Source organism: Micromonospora sp. NPDC005254, assembly GCF_042872525.1.
In the GTDB taxonomy this organism is placed as follows: Bacteria; Actinomycetota; Actinomycetes; order Mycobacteriales; family Micromonosporaceae; genus Micromonospora.
Window position 1 is genome coordinate 34,809 of record NZ_JBIAKM010000001.1, and the last position, 17,074, is coordinate 51,882.

At 71.3% G+C, this 17,074-nt stretch carries 17 protein-coding genes, 1 tRNA gene and 1 other RNA gene; 12 read left to right on the top strand and 7 right to left on the bottom strand.

Going from position 1 to position 17,074, the window contains the following annotated elements; all coding sequences use genetic code 11:
* Positions 1–68: 68 nt before the first annotated feature.
* Both ACFYPR_RS00160 and ACFYPR_RS00165 read right to left on the bottom strand, forming a co-directional pair.
* Entirely contained in the window at positions 69–260 is a 192-nt protein-coding gene (locus ACFYPR_RS00160; protein WP_355135872.1) for a DUF397 domain-containing protein, read from the bottom strand.
* Positions 251–925, bottom strand: a complete 675-nt coding sequence (locus tag ACFYPR_RS00165) for a DUF5753 domain-containing protein (protein WP_387258107.1) — start codon at positions 923–925, stop codon at positions 251–253. The genes ACFYPR_RS00160 and ACFYPR_RS00165 overlap by 10 nt, the downstream gene beginning before the upstream one ends.
* On the opposite strand from ACFYPR_RS00165, the gene ACFYPR_RS00170 reads away from it, so the two are divergent.
* Positions 908–1,150 (top strand): flavin reductase, encoded by a 243-nt coding sequence (locus ACFYPR_RS00170; RefSeq protein WP_354856438.1) that lies wholly within the window; start codon positions 908–910, stop codon positions 1,148–1,150. The two genes, ACFYPR_RS00165 and ACFYPR_RS00170, sit on opposite strands and share 18 nt — an antisense overlap.
* A gap of 193 nt (positions 1,151–1,343) precedes the next feature.
* Here ACFYPR_RS00170 and ACFYPR_RS00175 read toward each other — a convergent pair whose 3' ends face one another.
* Together ACFYPR_RS00175 and ACFYPR_RS00180 are read right to left on the bottom strand one after the other, a co-directional pair.
* Positions 1,344–2,183 carry a class I SAM-dependent methyltransferase gene (locus tag ACFYPR_RS00175; protein ID WP_387258108.1) on the bottom strand — a complete coding sequence of 280 codons (840 nt, stop codon included), beginning with the start codon at positions 2,181–2,183 and terminating at the stop codon, positions 1,344–1,346.
* Positions 2,184–2,260: 77 nt separating this feature from the next.
* A tRNA-Ser gene (locus ACFYPR_RS00180) sits at positions 2,261–2,345 on the bottom strand.
* A gap of 82 nt (positions 2,346–2,427) precedes the next feature.
* On the opposite strand from ACFYPR_RS00180, the gene ffs reads away from it, so the two are divergent.
* Positions 2,428–2,517, top strand: an RNA gene (gene ffs, locus ACFYPR_RS00185) — signal recognition particle sRNA small type.
* 189 nt (positions 2,518–2,706) lie between these two features.
* Entirely contained in the window at positions 2,707–5,643 is a 2,937-nt protein-coding gene (locus ACFYPR_RS00190; RefSeq protein ID WP_387258110.1) for a DNA polymerase III subunit gamma and tau, read from the top strand.
* A gap of 16 nt (positions 5,644–5,659) precedes the next feature.
* Here ACFYPR_RS00190 and ACFYPR_RS00195 read toward each other — a convergent pair whose 3' ends face one another.
* A complete protein-coding gene (locus ACFYPR_RS00195; RefSeq protein WP_355064847.1) occupies positions 5,660–6,352 on the bottom strand; it encodes a DUF998 domain-containing protein in 693 nt (230 codons plus the stop codon).
* A gap of 274 nt (positions 6,353–6,626) precedes the next feature.
* Between ACFYPR_RS00195 and ACFYPR_RS00200 the strand changes: the two genes are divergently transcribed.
* The 8 genes from ACFYPR_RS00200 to ACFYPR_RS00235 all read left to right on the top strand — a co-directional run bounded on the left by ACFYPR_RS00200 (position 6,627) and on the right by ACFYPR_RS00235 (position 14,270).
* Positions 6,627–6,935 carry a YbaB/EbfC family nucleoid-associated protein gene (locus ACFYPR_RS00200; RefSeq protein WP_220090758.1) on the top strand — a complete coding sequence of 103 codons (309 nt, stop codon included), beginning with the start codon at positions 6,627–6,629 and terminating at the stop codon, positions 6,933–6,935.
* Positions 6,936–6,943: 8 nt separating this feature from the next.
* Positions 6,944–7,537 carry a recombination mediator RecR gene (recR, locus tag ACFYPR_RS00205; RefSeq protein WP_355064849.1) on the top strand — a complete coding sequence of 198 codons (594 nt, stop codon included), beginning with the start codon at positions 6,944–6,946 and terminating at the stop codon, positions 7,535–7,537.
* Between the two features lie 103 nt (positions 7,538–7,640).
* Positions 7,641–8,099, top strand: coding sequence for a hypothetical protein (locus ACFYPR_RS00210; RefSeq protein ID WP_355064851.1), 459 nt, complete (start codon positions 7,641–7,643; stop codon positions 8,097–8,099).
* A 227-nt stretch (positions 8,100–8,326) separates the two neighbouring features.
* Positions 8,327–10,000, top strand: coding sequence for an ABC transporter substrate-binding protein (locus ACFYPR_RS00215; RefSeq protein ID WP_363937569.1), 1,674 nt, complete (start codon positions 8,327–8,329; stop codon positions 9,998–10,000).
* 98 nt (positions 10,001–10,098) lie between these two features.
* Positions 10,099–11,106 carry an ABC transporter permease gene (locus ACFYPR_RS00220; protein ID WP_354856450.1) on the top strand — a complete coding sequence of 336 codons (1,008 nt, stop codon included), beginning with the start codon at positions 10,099–10,101 and terminating at the stop codon, positions 11,104–11,106.
* A gap of 65 nt (positions 11,107–11,171) precedes the next feature.
* A complete protein-coding gene (locus tag ACFYPR_RS00225) occupies positions 11,172–12,131 on the top strand; it encodes an ABC transporter permease (RefSeq protein WP_354856549.1) in 960 nt (319 codons plus the stop codon).
* 55 nt (positions 12,132–12,186) lie between these two features.
* Positions 12,187–13,173, top strand: a complete 987-nt coding sequence (locus tag ACFYPR_RS00230) for an ABC transporter ATP-binding protein (RefSeq protein WP_354856452.1) — start codon at positions 12,187–12,189, stop codon at positions 13,171–13,173.
* Positions 13,170–14,270 (top strand): oligopeptide/dipeptide ABC transporter ATP-binding protein, encoded by a 1,101-nt coding sequence (locus ACFYPR_RS00235; RefSeq protein WP_354856455.1) that lies wholly within the window; start codon positions 13,170–13,172, stop codon positions 14,268–14,270. Before ACFYPR_RS00230 ends, ACFYPR_RS00235 begins: the two co-directional genes overlap by 4 nt.
* 128 nt (positions 14,271–14,398) lie before the next feature.
* Here ACFYPR_RS00235 and ACFYPR_RS00240 read toward each other — a convergent pair whose 3' ends face one another.
* Together ACFYPR_RS00240 and ACFYPR_RS00245 are read right to left on the bottom strand one after the other, a co-directional pair.
* On the bottom strand, positions 14,399–14,791 hold the full coding sequence (locus ACFYPR_RS00240) for a hypothetical protein (RefSeq protein ID WP_355064857.1): 393 nt from the start codon (positions 14,789–14,791) through the stop codon (positions 14,399–14,401).
* Positions 14,791–15,432 (bottom strand): HNH endonuclease family protein, encoded by a 642-nt coding sequence (locus ACFYPR_RS00245; protein ID WP_355064859.1) that lies wholly within the window; start codon positions 15,430–15,432, stop codon positions 14,791–14,793. Before ACFYPR_RS00245 ends, ACFYPR_RS00240 begins: the two co-directional genes overlap by 1 nt.
* 107 nt (positions 15,433–15,539) lie before the next feature.
* On the opposite strand from ACFYPR_RS00245, the gene ACFYPR_RS00250 reads away from it, so the two are divergent.
* Positions 15,540–17,042, top strand: coding sequence for an MFS transporter (locus ACFYPR_RS00250; RefSeq protein WP_387258112.1), 1,503 nt, complete (start codon positions 15,540–15,542; stop codon positions 17,040–17,042).
* Positions 17,043–17,074: the final 32 nt, after the last annotated feature.

The window sequence follows — 17,074 nt, forward strand, 5'->3', positions numbered from 1 at the left end:
TTGGACAGTTTCCGTTCGCGCGGAACGGAAACTGTCCAAGATCTGCGGCGGTGAGCCCTCTGCGGGCGTCAGGCGCGGCGGGCGACCTGGGTGACGAACGCGCGCCAGGCCGTCGGCGCGAAGGCGAGCGCCGGGCCGCTCGGGTCCTTGGAATCGCGTACGCCGATCACGCCGGGCAGGTTGTCGGCGACCTCGACACACGCGCCGCCGTTGCCGCTGCTGCGGCTGCTCTTGCGCCACCGGGCGCCGTTCAGCTCCATGTCTCCGCCACTTCCGTCATCAGATCGACCGACTGCCAGTGCGACAGCGCCTCGCCGCGCACGTTCTCCCATGCCGCCATCATGGCCGCGATGTCGTCGGGGTCGCTAGCCACTTGTCCCTGAAGCTGGTTGTCCAGGTAGCCGGCGACCCGATGGTCGTGGCTGTGCGCGATCACGAACGGCCCGTTGAGGCCGGCGTACGCGCCGACCGCGCTGGGCACCACGTGCACCCGGATGTGCGGCTCCGCGCAGGCGGCGACCACGGCCAGCAGTTGCTCGCGCATGGTCGCCCGGCCGCCCACTGGCCGGCGGAGGATCGCCTCGTCGATGACGGCCGTGAACTGCGGCGGGTCGTCCCGCTTCAGCACGCCCTGCCGGTTGAGCCGCACGGTGAGGTGCCGCTCGATTTCGCTCGGCGGGATCAGACCCGCGCCGCCGAGGACCGCGCGGGCGTACGCCTCGGTCTGGAGCAGCCCCGGCAGGACCGTCGATTCTACGCCCTGTATCTGCCCGGTGACGCGCCCGAGGGTGGTTGCAGAAGACGGCGTGGCCGGTGGAGGCGCAGCAACCCGGCGGTCGGCGTCAGTCCGGGGTCGCCCCGACGCGGAGGCGGGGTGACTCCCTCCACCAGCGAAGGAGGCTGACTCTTGCCCCGCCGTCGCCACCGGAACCACCTGCCGATCCGACCCACCTGGCGATGTCAGGCGTGCGGCATCGCCTGGCCCTGCTCGCCAGCGAAACTGCGACTGCTCGGGGAGTACCGGCAGGACCGGCTGGCGTTGACCATCTACCTGGCGACGCTCCAGGCCGAGGCCGGTGAACACCTCCGGGACGTCGACCCGGCCCGGCTCACCGAGCGCTTCTTCTCCTGGACTCGCGCCCGGGGGTGAGAGTCTGGGCACGGTACGCGCCGCCGTGGACCTCTGCCGGCCCGCCGACGGGAGGTCCGGCGGGCGGTCTGGCTCCAGATCTTGGACAATTTCCGTTAGCTCCGAACGGAAACTGTCCAAGATCTCGTCGTTTCGGCGCGCGGGCCAGCCGCGCCAGCCCTCGAAGACGCGGCCGCAAAGCTCGCTCCGCCGGTCAGGGTCGCCAGATCACGATGTCGATGTCGCGTCGTCGCTCGGCGAAGCGGCCGTCCCGCGCCGTCGCCGTCAACAGCTCGCGCAGGTCGGCCTCGAACGCGGGCCGCCGATCGCCGAACAGGTGCGGTGCCGAACTGGACAGCGAGAACACCGCCGAGACGATCTCGTCCACCGGGCGTTCCACGACCATCCCCTGTTCGACAGTGACCCGGGTGGGGCCGGTGAAGCCCGCCGCGAGCATGATCTCGCCCTCGCCGCTGGGGGTGCCGGCGGGCAGCGACCCCTGACCGGCCCGGCGCACCGGCCCCAGGTAGCGCGCGACCAGGTCGTTGATCTGCGACCAGGGCGGGCGGGGGTACGGCAGCGGGTCGTCCCCGGTCACGCCCTGGTGCGTGGTGGCGCTGACGTGGACCCAGGCCCCGTCGGGCGCGAGCATGTCGCGGACCCGCCGGGCCACCAACGGCCGGTCCATCCAGTGGAACGACTGGGCGAACGTGGCCACCCGGAACGTACCCAGGTCGGCCGGCAGAGCCTCGGCCCGCAGGTGCCGCCACTCGACGGGGGTTGTGGTCCCCGACTCGGCGGCTCTGCGCTGCGCCTCGGCGAGCATGTCCCGGTCGGGGTCGACCCCCACCGCCGCCTCGAACAGCGGCGCCAGCAGCAGCGTCAACGACCCGGGGCCACACCCGACGTCCAGGAGGCGACCGGTGCCATCCAGGTCGAGCGCCGTACGGATGGCGTCGACGAGTTCGGGCGGATAGGGCAGCCGGCCCACGCTGTAGTGGTGCGCGCTGCCCGCGTACAACGTCTCGTCCCACTCCCACGCGGTCTCGGCCATGGCGTCGATGACACCACAGCAAGAACGCCCAGCCGACCTGTTATCGGTCTGCTGGGCGTTTCTGCTGCTCAGGCGAGCGGAGGATACGAGATTCGAACTCGTGAGGGTGTAAACCCAACACGCTTTCCAAGCGTGCGCCCTAGGCCTCTAGGCGAATCCTCCGCGAGCCAGGATACAGGCCCTTGCCGGCCGGGCCACCCCACCACCCCCTGAAGATCGACGAGCCGTCGGGTAGGGTTGGCGTCACCTCCCGTGCGGCGGTATCTCGTGAACCTCCCCAGGGCCGGAAGGCAGCAAGGATAAGCGAGCTCTGCCGGGTGCACGGGAGGCCTTTTTGTCTCCGGGGCCTTGATCCACTCCAGGTCGCCGATGTGGGGCTGTTCTGGGCCGTGGATACCGCCACGTCGCCGAGATGGAGTCGATCAAGCGCGGCAACCCGGGGTAACCCAAGCTGCCCGGCGGGGTGGGTGGTCACCCGCGCCCGACCGGCGCAGAATGGCTCGGTCGAGAGGAGGCGGGACGAGTGACGCTGGCGCTCTACCGCAAGTACCGGCCACGTACCTTCGCCGAGGTCATCGGGCAGGAGCACGTCACCGAGCCGTTGTCGCAGGCGTTGCGCAGCGGCCGGCTCAACCACGCCTACCTCTTCTCCGGCCCCCGTGGCTGCGGCAAGACGTCCAGCGCCCGGATCCTGGCCCGCTCGCTCAACTGCGAGCAGGGCCCCACCCCCGAGCCGTGCGGCAAGTGTGAGTCGTGCCGCTCGCTCGCCATCGACGGCGCCGGCTCCATCGACGTGATCGAGATCGACGCGGCCAGCCACGGTGGTGTCGACGACGCCCGTGAGCTGCGCGAGCGCGCGTTCTTCGCGCCAGCCAGCAGCCGCTTCAAGATCTACGTGATCGACGAGGCGCACATGGTCTCGACCCAGGGCTTCAACGCCCTGCTCAAGCTCGTCGAGGAGCCCCCGGAGTACGTCAAGTTCATCTTCGCCACCACCGAGCCGGAGAAGGTCCTCGGCACGATCCGGTCGCGGACCCACCACTACCCGTTCCGGCTGATCCCGCCGAAGATCCTCCGCCCGTACCTGGAGCAGCTCACTCAGGCCGAGGGCGTCGCCGTCGAGCCGGCGGTCTTCCCGCTGGTGGTTCGCGCCGGTGGCGGCAGCGCCCGGGACAGCCTCTCCGTGCTCGACCAACTCATCGCCGGCGCCGGCCCGGAGGGCGTCAGCTACGCCCGCGCCGCCGCGCTGCTCGGGGTCACCGACGCCGCGTTGATCGACGAGATGTGCGACGCGCTGGCCGCCGGTGACGGCGCCGCCGCGTACGCCACCGTCGACCGGGTCGCCGAGGCCGGGCACGACCCGCGCCGGTTCGCCTCCGACCTGCTGGAACGGCTGCGCGACCTGATCGTGATCCAGCAGGTGCCGGACGCCGCCGCGAAGGGCCTCATCGACGGCCCCGCCGACCAGATCGAGCGGATGGCCGCCCAGGCGTCCCAGCTCGGCCCGGCCACGCTCTCCCGCTGCGCCGACATCGTGCACGACGGCCTGGTGGAGATGCGCGGCACCACCGCGCCCCGCCTGCTGCTGGAGCTGATCTGCGCCCGGATGCTGCTGCCCGGCGTGGACGACTCCGCTGGCGGCCTCCTCCAGCGCCTCGAACGGATGGAACGCCGGCTCACCCTGGGCGGCACCGACGCGCCGTCGGCCGCCGCCGGTTCCGCGTCAGCAGCCCAGCAAGGGGTACGCCCACAGCACGCCCCTCCGGTCCCGGCTGCCGCCACCCCGGCACCCGCCAATGCCCCGACCTCAGCACCGCCGTGGGACGTCGACCCGACCGCGTCCCCGACCCCGGGCGCGCGGGCCGCAGACACTGCGGGCTCGGGCGTTGTGGGTTCGGGCGTTGTGGGTTCGGGTGCTGCGGGCTCGGGCGCTCGCGTTCCCGGCGTACCGGCCGCGCACGCGCCCTCGGGGGCCGACTCACCGATTCCGGCCTCGCCCGGTGCGTCGGCCGTCGCCGCGTCGACCTCCACTGATCCGGCCGCTGCACCCGTCTCGCCGGCCCCGCGTCGCGTGGTGCCGCCGTCGGCCGTGCTGCCCGACCCGGCGACACCCGTGCCGTCTCGCCCCGGTGCGCCGGCCGCCGCGCTGGACGCGGTGGCCGTTCGCCGGGCCTGGCCCGACGTGGTCGGCAAGGTCAACCGGACCAACAAGCGGATCGCCGCCCTCATGCGCGACGCGGTGGTGCGGGAACTCGACGGCGACATGCTGGTGCTGACGGTGAAGTCCACCGTGCTGGCCAAGATGATGGCCGACCACTCGGCGGTGCTCACCGACGCGCTCTACGAGGAGCTGGGCGGACGCTGGCAGATCCGCTGCGAGGTGGCCGGCGAGCGGGGTGGCGTGTCGCTGTCCGGCCCACCGCGCTCCCAGCCGGCCGCGCCGCCCCGCCCGACCGCTGCCGCGCCGGCACCGACCGCGCCGACCTCGGCCGCTCCGACCGCTGCCGCGCAGCCGTCCGCGCCGGCCGCTGCCGTGCCGGCCGCTGCCGCCCAGCCGTTCGCGCCGACCCCGACCGCTCCGACCTCTGCCGCGCAGCCGACCGCGCCGACCCAGGCCGCGCCGACCGCGGTTGCGCCGACGTCGGCCTCGGTTGCCGCGCCGGCCGCTGCCGCCGCGTCGCCTGCTTCGGCGGATGTCCGACCTGCCCCCACGAACACATCGCCCAACGTGTCTCCGGCCTCGACGAACACGGCCGCCGCGGCTGGCTCGACGAACACCCCGGCGGCTGCGACACCTGACGACGAGGACGACTGGCCGGAGGCTGCGCGCCCCGGTGGCAATGCTCCCGCCGCCCAGGCGACGGATGACGACGACTGGCCGGAGGCCGCCCGGCCGGGCGGTACCGCCGTGGACGACCGCGACTCCGCCTCGGGCGGCTCCTCCGCACCCGTGTCGACAGGCGTGAACGGCGCCGACGCGGCCCACACCAGATCGAACGGCGCGGCGAACGGTGCCGGCCCGGGGGCGAACGGTGGCGGCTCCGGCGGCTCCGGCGCCGTGACCGGTCAGCCGGACGCACGGGCGGCCAACCCGACGCCGGCGGCCCGGCAGCCGGCGGCAGCCGGTGGCGCACCGGTGAGCAGCGCCATCGCCGCCGCACGAGCGGCGGCGGCGGGGCGCGGCGCGCGTACCGCATCGGCGGCCCGGCCCGTCGCGGACGCCGAATGGGCGGGCGAACCGCCTTACGACCCGGACTTCGACGGCCCGCAGCGCGGTAGGCGCCCGGGTGGCGCGGCACCGGCGGCGGTACCGACCTACGAGGGGTTCGACCCGGGCGACGAACCGTTGGACGAGGTCATCGACGAGAAGACCGCCCGGGAGTCGAGCGAGGAGCAGGCGGTACGGCTGCTCCGGGAGACCTTCGGCGCCGAGAAGATCGACGAGGTGGACGCCCGCTGACGCCCTGCCCCGTCGATCATGAAGTGGTGTGGCTCTCGGCCGACACCGCGGCCTCCTGAGCGACGGGGCCGGGCGGGGTTTCGGCGAGCAGGGCGCCCAGGCAGCAGGCCCACACGGGGAAGGGCAGCACTGCTACGCGTTCCATACCGCCCACTCCGATCCCGAAACCCTGCTGGGCGAAGAACAGCACGGTCCCCGCAAGCGCGGTCAACCCGGCGGCAAGGGTGAGCGCTCGCCACCGGCCGAGCACCGTGGTGTGCGGCGCGAAGCCGGCGAGGAGCAGCCCGACGTTGCCCAGTCCCATGATCAGGAATGCGCCGAGGACGTGCAGGTTCTCGTCGACGTCGGCCGGGTAGCGGGCCGCCAGGGCGTACCCGCCGGCTGCCAGCAACAGCAGCGTCTGCGCGGAGCGCACCACCGCGCCGCGACCGAGCAACCGCCAGGTCAGCAGGAGCCCGGCGGCGAGCAGCACGGCCGTGGCCAGTGTCGCGGCGTTCATCAACGGGTGCCAGGGGGAGCAGACGTACCGGGGTCGGGTGGTGTCCCAGATGCCGCAGTGGACGTTGCCGAGGTCGCTGATGTTGTGGCTGGCCCAGCTGTAGGCCGGCCCGCGCCAGCGCAGGCCGGCGACCAGGCTGGCGACGAGGAAGACCGGTGCGGCGATCACCCAGCACAGTGCGCCGACCCGGCCCGCGGGGTTGAGGTTCATGCTGTCGAGCAGACCAGCGCGGTGGGTGCCGACGCACTACCCCCAGATGGCCGGTTCGGGGTGGTGCCAGCCATACCTCGCAGGTCGTTCGGGCGGGCGGCTCGTCGACGGCTGTGAACCGGGTCATCCCCGGTCCGCGTGGAGGAGCCGGCATGGCCCGGCGTGGGCGGACGCACCGGGCGGGGCGGGGTCGGTCCCAGCGGTTAGGCTGGTCGGCGGCCGAGCAGACGAGTGCGAGAAGGAGCCATCCGTGCGCCCAGGTGGACAGCCGAACATGCAGCAGATGCTGAAGCAGGCGCAGAAGATGCAGCAGCAGATCGCCGCCGCCCAGGCCGAGCTGGCCGAGGCCGAGCTGACCGGCACGGCCGGCGGAGGGCTGGTCACCGCGACCGTCTCCGGCTCCGGTGACCTGAAGGCCATCAAGATCGACCCGAAGGCCGTCGACCCGGACGACGTGGAAACCCTCGAAGACCTGGTGGTCGCGGCCGTGCACAACGCCGCCGAGGCCGCGCGCGAGTTGACCGAGCGCAAGATGGGTCCGGTCGCCGGCGGCATGGGCGGCCTCGGCCTGCCCGGTTTCTGAGCCGGCAGATGTACGAAGGCGCCATCCAGGATCTGATCGACGAGCTGGGACGACTGCCGGGCGTGGGCCCGAAGAGCGCCCAGCGGATCGCGTTCCACGTCCTGTCGGCCGACCCGGCCGACGTCAACCGGCTGGCCGGCGCGCTGCGCAAGGTCAAGGAGCTGGTGCGCTTCTGCACGACCTGTTACAACGTGGCCGAGTCCGAGCAGTGCCGGATCTGCCGCGATCAGCGCCGCACCGACGAGGTGCTGTGCGTGGTGGAGGAACCCAAGGACGTGGTGGCCATCGAGCGGACCGGTGAGTTCCGCGGTCGCTACCACGTGCTCGGCGGCGCGATCAATCCGCTGGAGGGGATCGGCCCGGACAATCTGCGCATCCGGGAGCTGCTGATCCGGCTCGGTGGTGGTGCGGTGCGGGAGTTGATCCTGGCCACCGATCCGAACACGGAGGGCGAGGCGACCGCCACCTATCTGGCGCTGATGGTGAAGCCGATGGGGATCGCGGTGACCCGGCTGGCCAGTGGGCTGCCCGTCGGCGGCGATCTGGAGTACGCCGACGAGATCACCCTGGGCCGGGCCTTCGAGGGCCGCCGAGCCGTCTGATCCCGTACGCCGTCAGGGCTGTCGGCGGCCGATACAACTGAGGTGATCCGGTGGGTCCGTGCGACGAGCGCGGGCCCACCGGCGTACCTCGGGGAGGTGGCGTGTGGCGACGCGGCGGCCGGCCCAGCGGTCCTGGGCTCCGGCGGTGCTGGTGGTCGTGCTGGCCCTGGTGATCGCGGGCGTCATCGTGGCGATCGAGGTGGGGAGCCGGCGACTGGCCGCGGACACCCGCGCGGAGGAGGCCGGGGCCGAAGCCGCCGTGACCCGTGACGCCCAGGCGTACGCCGCCGCGGTGGTCGCCACCGGCGACCCGGCGCCGACCGACGAACGGTTGGCGGTGGTCGCGGAGGGTGCCCGGGTCGAGGTTCGGGAGGTTCGCCGGACTTCCGGCCTGGTGGTGGCCGTGTACGGTTCCGCCCCTGTCGGCACGTTGTTCGGAGCGAGCAACGTGACCGCCTGCCACCGCGTGACCTTCCACGACCTGGGTACCGCTGCGGCGGGTTCGGCCGTCGAGCGGCTGGCCGACTGCCCACCACCCGTGGCCTGGCCGTCGCCCTCCTGACGCGCCCCGAGTCGTCGACACCCGGCGTCGACGGCCGGCTTCGTGGCGTCGGGTTATGTGTCGCTCTATGTATTCGCCGTGCCGTCGACTGTCAGACGTCCGCGCAAGGTGTCGGCTTGGTAGCGATTGCCTGACGGCCGTTCCGCTTCCGGTGTTACATGTCATAGCCTCCCGCACACGGACCGAGCCACAGCTCGGCGTGGTCATGCGCATGACAGAGGTGAGAGATGCAGGCGAGAAGGCTTAAATCGGCTGTGGCCATCGCGGCCGTTGCCGCTCTGGCGGTCGGCGCGGCCGGCTGCGCGAAGAGCGAGCGCGACGGTGGCAGTGGCGAGGCCAAGACTGGCGGCACCTTCATCTTCGCGGGTGCCGGTGACCCGAAGAACTTCGATCCGATCTTCAACGATGACGGTGAGTCGTTCCGGCCGGTCCGGCAGATGTTCGACACCCTGGTGAGCCACAAGCCGGGTACCGCGGAGCTGCAGGGCGGCCTGGCCGAGAGTTGGGAGCACGACCCCGAGGGCAAGGTCTGGACGTTCAAGCTCCGCCAGGGTGTGAAGTTCCACGACGGCACCCCGTTCGACGCCGCGGCGGTCTGCTTCAACTTCGACCGTTGGTACAACATGAAGGGCGCTGCCGCCCAGTCCCAGATGATCTACTACATGGACGTCTTCGGGGGCTTCGCCAACAACGAGAGCCCGGACGCCGGCAAGGCGATCTACAACAAGTGTGAGGCGAAGGACGGCGGCACCGCCGTCGTCACCCTCAACCAGTACAAGGGGGCGTTCCCCGGCGCGTTCGCGCTGACCTCGCTCTCGATCGCCAGCCCTGAGGCGCTGAAGAAGTACGACGCCAACACGGTGAAGCAGAACGGCGACTCGTTCGAGTACAGCGCGTTCGCCACCACCAACCCGGTCGGCACCGGCCCGTTCACCTTCGGTGGCTGGGACAAGGCCAAGAACGAGATCACCCTGAACCGCAACGCGGACTACTGGGGTGACAAGGCCAAGGTCGACAAAGTGATCATCAAGGTCATCAAGGACGAGAGCACCCGCAAGCAGGAGCTCCGCGCCGGCACCGTCCAGGGCATCGACTTCCCGGCCCCGGCCGACCGCAAGGCGCTGGAGGGTGAGGGCTTCCAGGTCATCAACCGCCCGGCGTTCAACGTCCTCTACCTGGGCCTCAACCAGAAGAACCCGAAGCTCAAGGACCTGCGGGTGCGCCAGGCGATCGCCTACGCGCTCAACCGCCAGCAGCTGGTGCAGACCAAGGGCCCGGGTGGCGCCAAGGTCGCCGACGAGTTCATGCCGGACACCGTGCTCGGCTACGCCCCGGACGTGCAGAAGTACGAGTACAACCCGGACAAGGCCAAGCAGCTCCTCAAGGAGGCCGGCGCCGAGGGTCTGACGCTGAACTTCTACTACCCGCCGGACGTCTCCCGGCCGTACATGCCGAACCCGCAGGAGATCTTCACCGTCCTCGCCAACGACCTCCAGGCCGTGGGCATCAAGGTCAACGGTGTGCCTCGCCCGTGGAACGGTGGCTTCAAGGACGACGTGCAGCAGTTCGGCAAGCAGGACCTGCACATCCTCGGCTGGACCGGTGACTACAACGACCCGGGCAACTTCGTCGGCACGTTCTTCGGCCGGGCCAAGGTCGAGTTCGGCGACCAGTCGATGACCGAGATGTTCGACGCGATCACCAAGGCCGACGGCACTGTCGACGACGCCGGCAAGAAGGCGGCCTGGGAGCAGGTCAACCGGGACATCGCCGCCAAGTGGCTGCCGGCCGTGCCGCTCTGGCACGCCCCGCCGGCCATCGTCGTCACCAAGGACGTCAAGGGCATGGTGGCCAGCCCGTTGACCGACGAGCGATTCAACACGGTCAGCGTCAGCAAGTGACGTCCCTCGGCTGAGGCCGTAGGCGTGATCGGCCCGGGTCCGGGGTTCCTCCCGGCCCGGGCCGATCCGCGATTCATCGAGAGTCTGGTGTGTGAGAGATGTTGCGAGTCATAGTCCGCCGCCTGTTGCAGCTGGTGGTGACCCTCATAGCGCTGTCGGCGCTGATCTTCATCTGGCTGCGGAACCTGCCCGGTGGCCCGGTCGAGGCGCTGCTCGGCGAGCGGGCCACGCCCGAGCGCCGCGTGCTGCTGACCAAGGCGCTCGGCTACGACCAGCCGATCCTGGTGCAGTACGGCAAGTTTATGCAGCGAGTCGTCACCGGCGACTTCGGCAACTCGATCCGGACCGGTGACCCGGTCACCGAGGTCATCAGCCGCGCCTTCCCGGCCACCATCGAACTGGCCCTCGCCGCGATGATCATCGCGGTCGGACTCGGGGTGCCGCTCGGCTACCTCGCCGCTCGCTGGCGCGGACGATCGCTGGACAACCTCACCATCGCCGGCACCCTGCTCGGCATCTCCATCCCGATCTTCTTCCTGGGCTATCTGCTCAAGGACGTCTTCACCCAGAACATCCACTGGTTCCCGCCGTCCGGACGGCTCACCACGGGTCTGGACAACACCCACGTCACCGGCTTCTTCGTGCTCGACGGCCTGCTCACCCGGGAGTTCGACGCCAGCGCGGACGCGCTGTGGCACCTGATCCTGCCGGCGATCACGCTCGCCACCATCCCGCTGGCGGTGATCGTGCGGATCACCCGGGCCAGCGTGCTCGACGTCCTCAACGAGGACTACGTGCGGACCGCCGAGGCCAAGGGTCTGCGGCACCGCACCATCCGCGGCCGGCACATCCTGCGCAACGCGCTGCTCCCGGTGGTCACCACCATCGGCCTGCAGACCGGCGCGCTCCTCTCCGGCGCGGTGCTCACCGAGAAGGTCTACAACTGGGGTGGCATCGGCACGCTGATCACTGACTCGATCAGCGGCGGCCGGGACTACCCGGTGCTCCAGGCGATCATCCTGCTCGCGGCGCTGGTCTTCGTGGTGGTCAACCTGCTGGTCGACCTCTCCTACGCCTTCATCGACCCCAGGGTGCGTGTGCGATGAGTGACCCCATCACCCAGGCCGGAGCGCCGACGCCCCGCAGCGGGGACGACAAGCCCCGCCCCGGCATGAGCGAACGCAGCATCGGCGTGCTCGGCGACCGCAAGAAGGCACGACTGGACGAGTTGGCCCGCGCCAGCGCGTCCGACCGGGGCGGCATCAGCCTCGTCCGCGACGCCGTGCGCCGGCTGCGGCGCAACCCGGTCGCCATCGTCGGCGCCAGCATCGTCGGACTGTTCGTCCTGGTAGCGATCTTCGCCCCGCTCATCGCGCCGCACGACCCGGTGCAGCGCTTCGAGGAGCTCACGAAGAACCTCACCGTGGACAGCATCCCGGGTGCCAGCGGTGACTTCCCGCTCGGCTCCGACCCGCTCGGCCGGGACTTCCTGACCCGGATGATCTACGGGGCGCGGCAGACGCTGTTCGTGGGCGTGCTCGCCACCCTCATCGGTCTGGCTCTCGGTGTGCTGATCGGCGCGGTCGCCGGCGCCTTCGGCGGTTGGGTCGACGTCGTCCTGATGCGACTCACCGACGTGATGCTGGCCCTGCCGAGCCTGCTGCTCGCGATCACCCTGGTCGCGATGGCCAGCCGATCGAGCCAGTGGACGGTCATCTTCGCGGTGGCCATCGTCAACGTGCCGATCTTCGCCCGACTGCTGCGCGGCTCGATGCTTGCCCAGCGGGAGAGCGACCACGTGCTCGCCGCCCGCGCGCTCGGCGTCAAGGAGCGCAACATCGTGCTGCGGCACATGCTGCCCAACTCACTGACCGCCGTGATCGTGCAGGCCACCCTGACCTTCGCGGTGGCCATCCTGGACGCCGCGGCGCTCTCGTTCCTGGGCCTCGGCGACCCGGACATCAACCGGGCCGAGTGGGGCCTGATGCTCGGCGTGGACGGTCAGCGCTACTTCGAGGTCCGTCCGGAGCTGGCGTACTACCCGGCGCTCGCGATCATCGTGGTCGCGCTCGGCTTCACCCTGCTGGGTGAGGCGATGCGCGAGGCGATCGACCCGAAGAACCGGCGGTGACCGCGGTGCGCGCAATCAGCACGGCCGGCGTGAGCCGGCGAGAGGAAGTGACCCGATGAGCCTGCTCGACGTCCGTGACCTGAGCGTCGTGTTCCAGCGGCGGGGCGAGCGGCCCTTCACCGCCGTCGACAAGGTCAGCTTCACCGTGGAGCCGGGGCAGACCGTCGGCCTGGTCGGTGAGTCCGGCTGCGGCAAGAGCGTGACCAGCCTGGCCATCATGGGCCTGCTGCCCAAGCGGGGCAACAAGGTCACCGGGGAGGTGCTCTTCGAGGGCGCCGACCTGCTGAAGCTGCGACCGGACGACATGCGGGACCGGCGCGGCCGGGAGATCAGCATGATCTTCCAGGACCCGTTGTCGTCGCTGAACCCGGTCATCCCGATCGGCGTCCAGGTGGCCGAGGTGCTGGAACGCCACCAGGGCCGGGACCGCAAGCAGGCGCTGCGGGAAGCACGCGACCTGCTCGACGCCGTCGGGATTCCCGACCCGCAACGGCGACTCAGCGAGTACCCGCACCAGATCTCCGGCGGAATGCGCCAGCGCGCGCTGATCGCCATCGCCCTGGCCTGCAAGCCTCGACTGCTGATCGCCGACGAGCCGACCACCGCGCTCGACGTGACCATCCAGGCGCAGATCCTCACCCTGCTCAAGCAGTTGGTCGACGACACCGGCACCGCGCTCGTGATGATCACGCACGACCTGGGCGTGGTGGCCGGGCTCTGTGACACAGTCAACGTGCTCTACGGCGGCAAAGTCGTGGAGCGGGCCCGACGGCACGAGCTGTTCGCGCACGCCCGGCACCCGTACACCCACGGGTTGCTCAACTCGGTGCCGCGGCTGGACTCACCGCGCGGTGAGCGGCTGCACGCCATCCGCGGGTCGGTCTCCGACAACATCCCGTGGACCGAGGGGTGCGCGTTCGCCCCCCGGTGCGACAACGTCGTGGACGCGTGCCTGGAGGGGCCTCCGCCGCTCGAACCCACCGCCACCGGCGGCGACCTGCGCTGCAACAACCCCGTCTCCGAGGAGGTGGCGGCCCGATGACCGAAGAGACCACCCCGCTGATCGAGCTGCGCGACGTCAAGGTCCACTTTCCGATCAAGAGCGGTCTGCTCTTCGACCGGACCATCGGCTACGTCTACGCCGTCGACGGCGTGTCGCTGAGCATCCGCAAGGGCGAGACGTACGGCCTGGTCGGCGAGTCGGGCTGCGGCAAGTCGACGCTGGGCCGTGGCCTGCTCCGGCTCGTCGAGCCCACCGACGGCGAGATCGTCTTCGACGGCACTGACGTCCGCTCCCTCAAGGGCGAGGCGATGCGGCACGCCCGCCGCCGCATGCAGATGATCTTCCAGGATCCGCTCTCCAGCCTCGACCCTCGACAGTCGGTGGAGTCGCTGCTCGTGGAGGGCCTGAAGGCGCACGGGCTGGCCGGCGACAAGGCCGAGACGAACCGGCGGTTGCGCGAGACGCTGGAGGCGGTGGGCCTGCCCGCGTCGGCTCTCAGCAAGTACCCGCACGAGTTCTCCGGTGGCCAGCGCCAGCGAATCGGCATCGCCCGGGCCCTGGTGCTCAACCCGGACCTGATCGTCGCCGACGAGCCGGTCTCCGCACTGGACGTGTCGATCCAGGCGCAGGTGCTCAACCTGCTCGAGGACCTGCAGAACGAGCGCGGCCTGACGTACCTGATCATCGCGCACGACCTGGCGGTGGTCCGGCACATCGCCGACACGGTGGGCGTCATGTACCTGGGTGGTCTGGTGGAGGAGGCGTCCAGCGACGACCTCTACCGCGAGCCGATGCACCCGTACACCCGGGCGCTGATGTCCGCGGTGCCGGTGCCCGACCCGGTCGTCGAGGACCGTCGGGAGCGCATCCTGCTCGCCGGCGACCTACCCTCGCCCACCAACCCGCCGTCGGGCTGCCGGTTCCACACCCGGTGCCCGTGGGCGCAGCCGACCCGCTGCGCCAGCGAGCGGCCGGCGCTGCGCGACGTGGTCGGCGGGCACCGGGTGGCCTGCCACTTCGCCGAGGACATCGCCGCCGGCCGGATCCGGCCACACGAGGTCGAGGTGGAGCTGGTGCGCCCGGCCGAGGGCACCGGCCCGCTCGACCCGCCGGGTGAGTTGATCCCGACGCCGTGACGACACAGTGCGGTGATCCGGCGCCGTGATGCCGCAGTGAGGTGATCCCGACGCCGTGACGAGACCGGGGGCCGTCCTGCCACAGGACGGCCCCCGGTCTCACGGGTCGACGGTGCCCGGGTGTGGCGTCAGCCCTCCGGGCGGTGCAGCAGGGCCACCGCCACGGCGTGCACCGCGTCCAGCCCCGCCGGGTCGGCGAGCGGCACCGAGCCGCCGGTCACCGCGTACCACTCGTCCGCGTCCTTGTACTGCACCCGCAGCGTGACCTTGCCGTCGGCGTACTCGGTGCGCAGGGTCAGCTCGCCGGTGACCACCCCGACCTCGTCGGTCATCACCCCGCCCGGACCGGGCACGATGTCGGCCGTGCGGCTCTGCGGGCCACCGGCGCCGTCGGAATCGGCGACCATGCCGGCCCCCGGCACGGCGGCCGAGGGTTCGGCGCTGCCATCCGCCGTCATGCCCGCCGCGGCCGGGCCTGTGTCACCCTTCGCCTCGCCGCCTGTCACGGCTCCCTCGCTCATCAGCAGCCCTCCAGCATGTCGGTCAGGGCGGCCTTCTCGGCACTGGTCACCGTCAGCCGCCAGTGGTGCTTGACCGCCACCCAGTCTTTGGCGTATTGGCACCAGTACGACCGGTTCGCCGGTTTCCACTGGGACGGGTCCTGGTCACCCTTTGCCCGATTGGAGGACGCGGAAACCGCGAGGAGCTGCGGCCGGGTCGTGTCGTTGGCGAAGTCGCCGCGCTTCGCGTCGTCCCACTCGTCGGCGCCCGAGCGCCACGCGTTGGCCAACGGCACCATGTGGTCGATGTCCACGTCGGAGGGATCGGTGGCGCTGCGACCGTCGTACGCGCTCTCCCAGCGACCGCCGACGACGTTGCAGCCGGACAGCTTCACGTCCTTGCCGTCGCGTTGCAGGATGCTGTCCCGCACGTCGCAGTTCTTACCCGTGTTCCGCCAGTGCGGAAAGCGGTCGCGGCTGTAGCCCTTCATCGAGCCGGCGTTGGCGACGGTCAGCTGGCCCAGCTGCTGCGCCGCGTTGCCGCCGTCCGTCGGTGGTGGCGGCGTTCCGGTCTCGTCCGGAGGGACGCAACCGGCTACGCCGAGCGCCAGCGCCGCGACGAGCGCGGTCACCGCCGCGCGCGGTCCTGATCTGGTACGCACAGACGACACCTCTCCAGCTTGCGGGCTCCCGGCGATTGCGCACAGTACCCGGGCATGGTTTCGGCGTTTCGTGGCGTCTCCCACATCGTGCAAGGCAGATTGGTGAGATGACCACAGCCGTACCGTCGCCCGCTCTGCGGATGGGCACCGCCGCCGGCCGGGGGACGCTGCTCGCCGCGGTGCTCGCCTCCGGCATGGTCTTCCTCGACAGCACCGTCGTCAACGTGGCGCTGCCGAAACTCGGCCAGGATCTCGGGGCCAACGTGGCCGATCTCCAGTGGACCGTGAACGGGTACCTGCTGATGCTGGCGGCGTTCGTGCTGCTCGGTGGGGCGCTCGGGGACCGCTTCGGCCGACGACGGGTCTTCCTGATCGGCGTGGCGTGGTTCACCCTGGCCTCGGTGCTGTGCGGGCTGTCCCAGGGCACCGGTTGGCTGATCGGGGCCCGGTTCCTCCAGGGCGCTGGCGGGGCGCTGCTCACCCCCGGCTCCCTGTCGGTGCTCCAGGCCAGCTTCCACCCGGACGACCGGGGGAAGGCGATCGGCGCCTGGGCCGGGTTGTCCGGTGTGTCCACCGCGCTGGGCCCGTTCCTCGGTGGCTGGCTGATCGACGCGCTATCGTGGCGGTGGATCTTCTTCCTGAACCTGCCGATCGCCGTGCTGGTGGTGCTGGCCACCGCCCGCTGGGTGCCGGAGAGTCGCGACGAGAACGCCTCCCGGACGCAGGGGCCGGGCCGGACCCGACGCCGGTTCGACGTGGCCGGGGCGCTGCTCGGCGCGCTGGCGCTCGCCGGCGTCACGTACGCCCTGATCGACGCGCCCGCCCGGGGCTTCACCTCGGCGTCGGTGCTGATCTCCGCGCTGGTCGGGGTGGTGGCCGCGGTGGCCTTCGTCCTGCTGGAACGGCGGCGCGGCGACACGGCGATGCTGCCCACCGGGCTGTTCGGCAGCCGGCTCTTCTCCGTCCTGAACATCTTCACCGTGGTGGTCTACGCGGCGCTCAACGGCTTCACCTTCTTCTTCGCCGTCTACCTGCAGAACGTGGTCGAGTGGTCGGCCTTCCGCACCGGGATCTCGCTGCTGCCGATGACGGTGCTGCTGCTCATCGGGTCGGCCCGGGCGGGCGCGCTGTCGGCGCGGATCGGCCCCCGGCTGCTGCTGACCGTCGGGCCGGTGGTGGCCGCCGCCGGTCTGCTGCTGCTGCGCGGCGTCGGCCCGGGCGCGTCGTACTGGACCGACGTGCTGCCCGGGGTGCTGCTCTTCGGCCTCGGGCTGACCCTGGTGGTGGCGCCGCTGACCGCGTCGGTGCTCGCGGCGGTGCAGGACCGGTTCTCCGGGGTGGCCAGCGGCTTCAACAACGCCGCGTCCCGAGCGGGCGGTCTGCTCGCGGTGGCCGCGCTGCCGCTGCTGGTCGGCCTCTCCGGCGGCGGGTACGAGCAGAAGACCGAGCTGACCGACGCGTTCCGGGGAGCGCTGGCCTGGTGTGCGGGGCTGCTGCTGGCCGGAGCGGTGCTGGCTCTTGTGCTGGTGCACCGACCGCCCCGGGCGGCCCCGCCGTCGCAGCCCTGCCACTCGATGCCCGCCGCCACGCCACCGGCCCGCCGGGGCTGAGGGAGGGCACCGGATGCCCTCCCTCAGCCAGG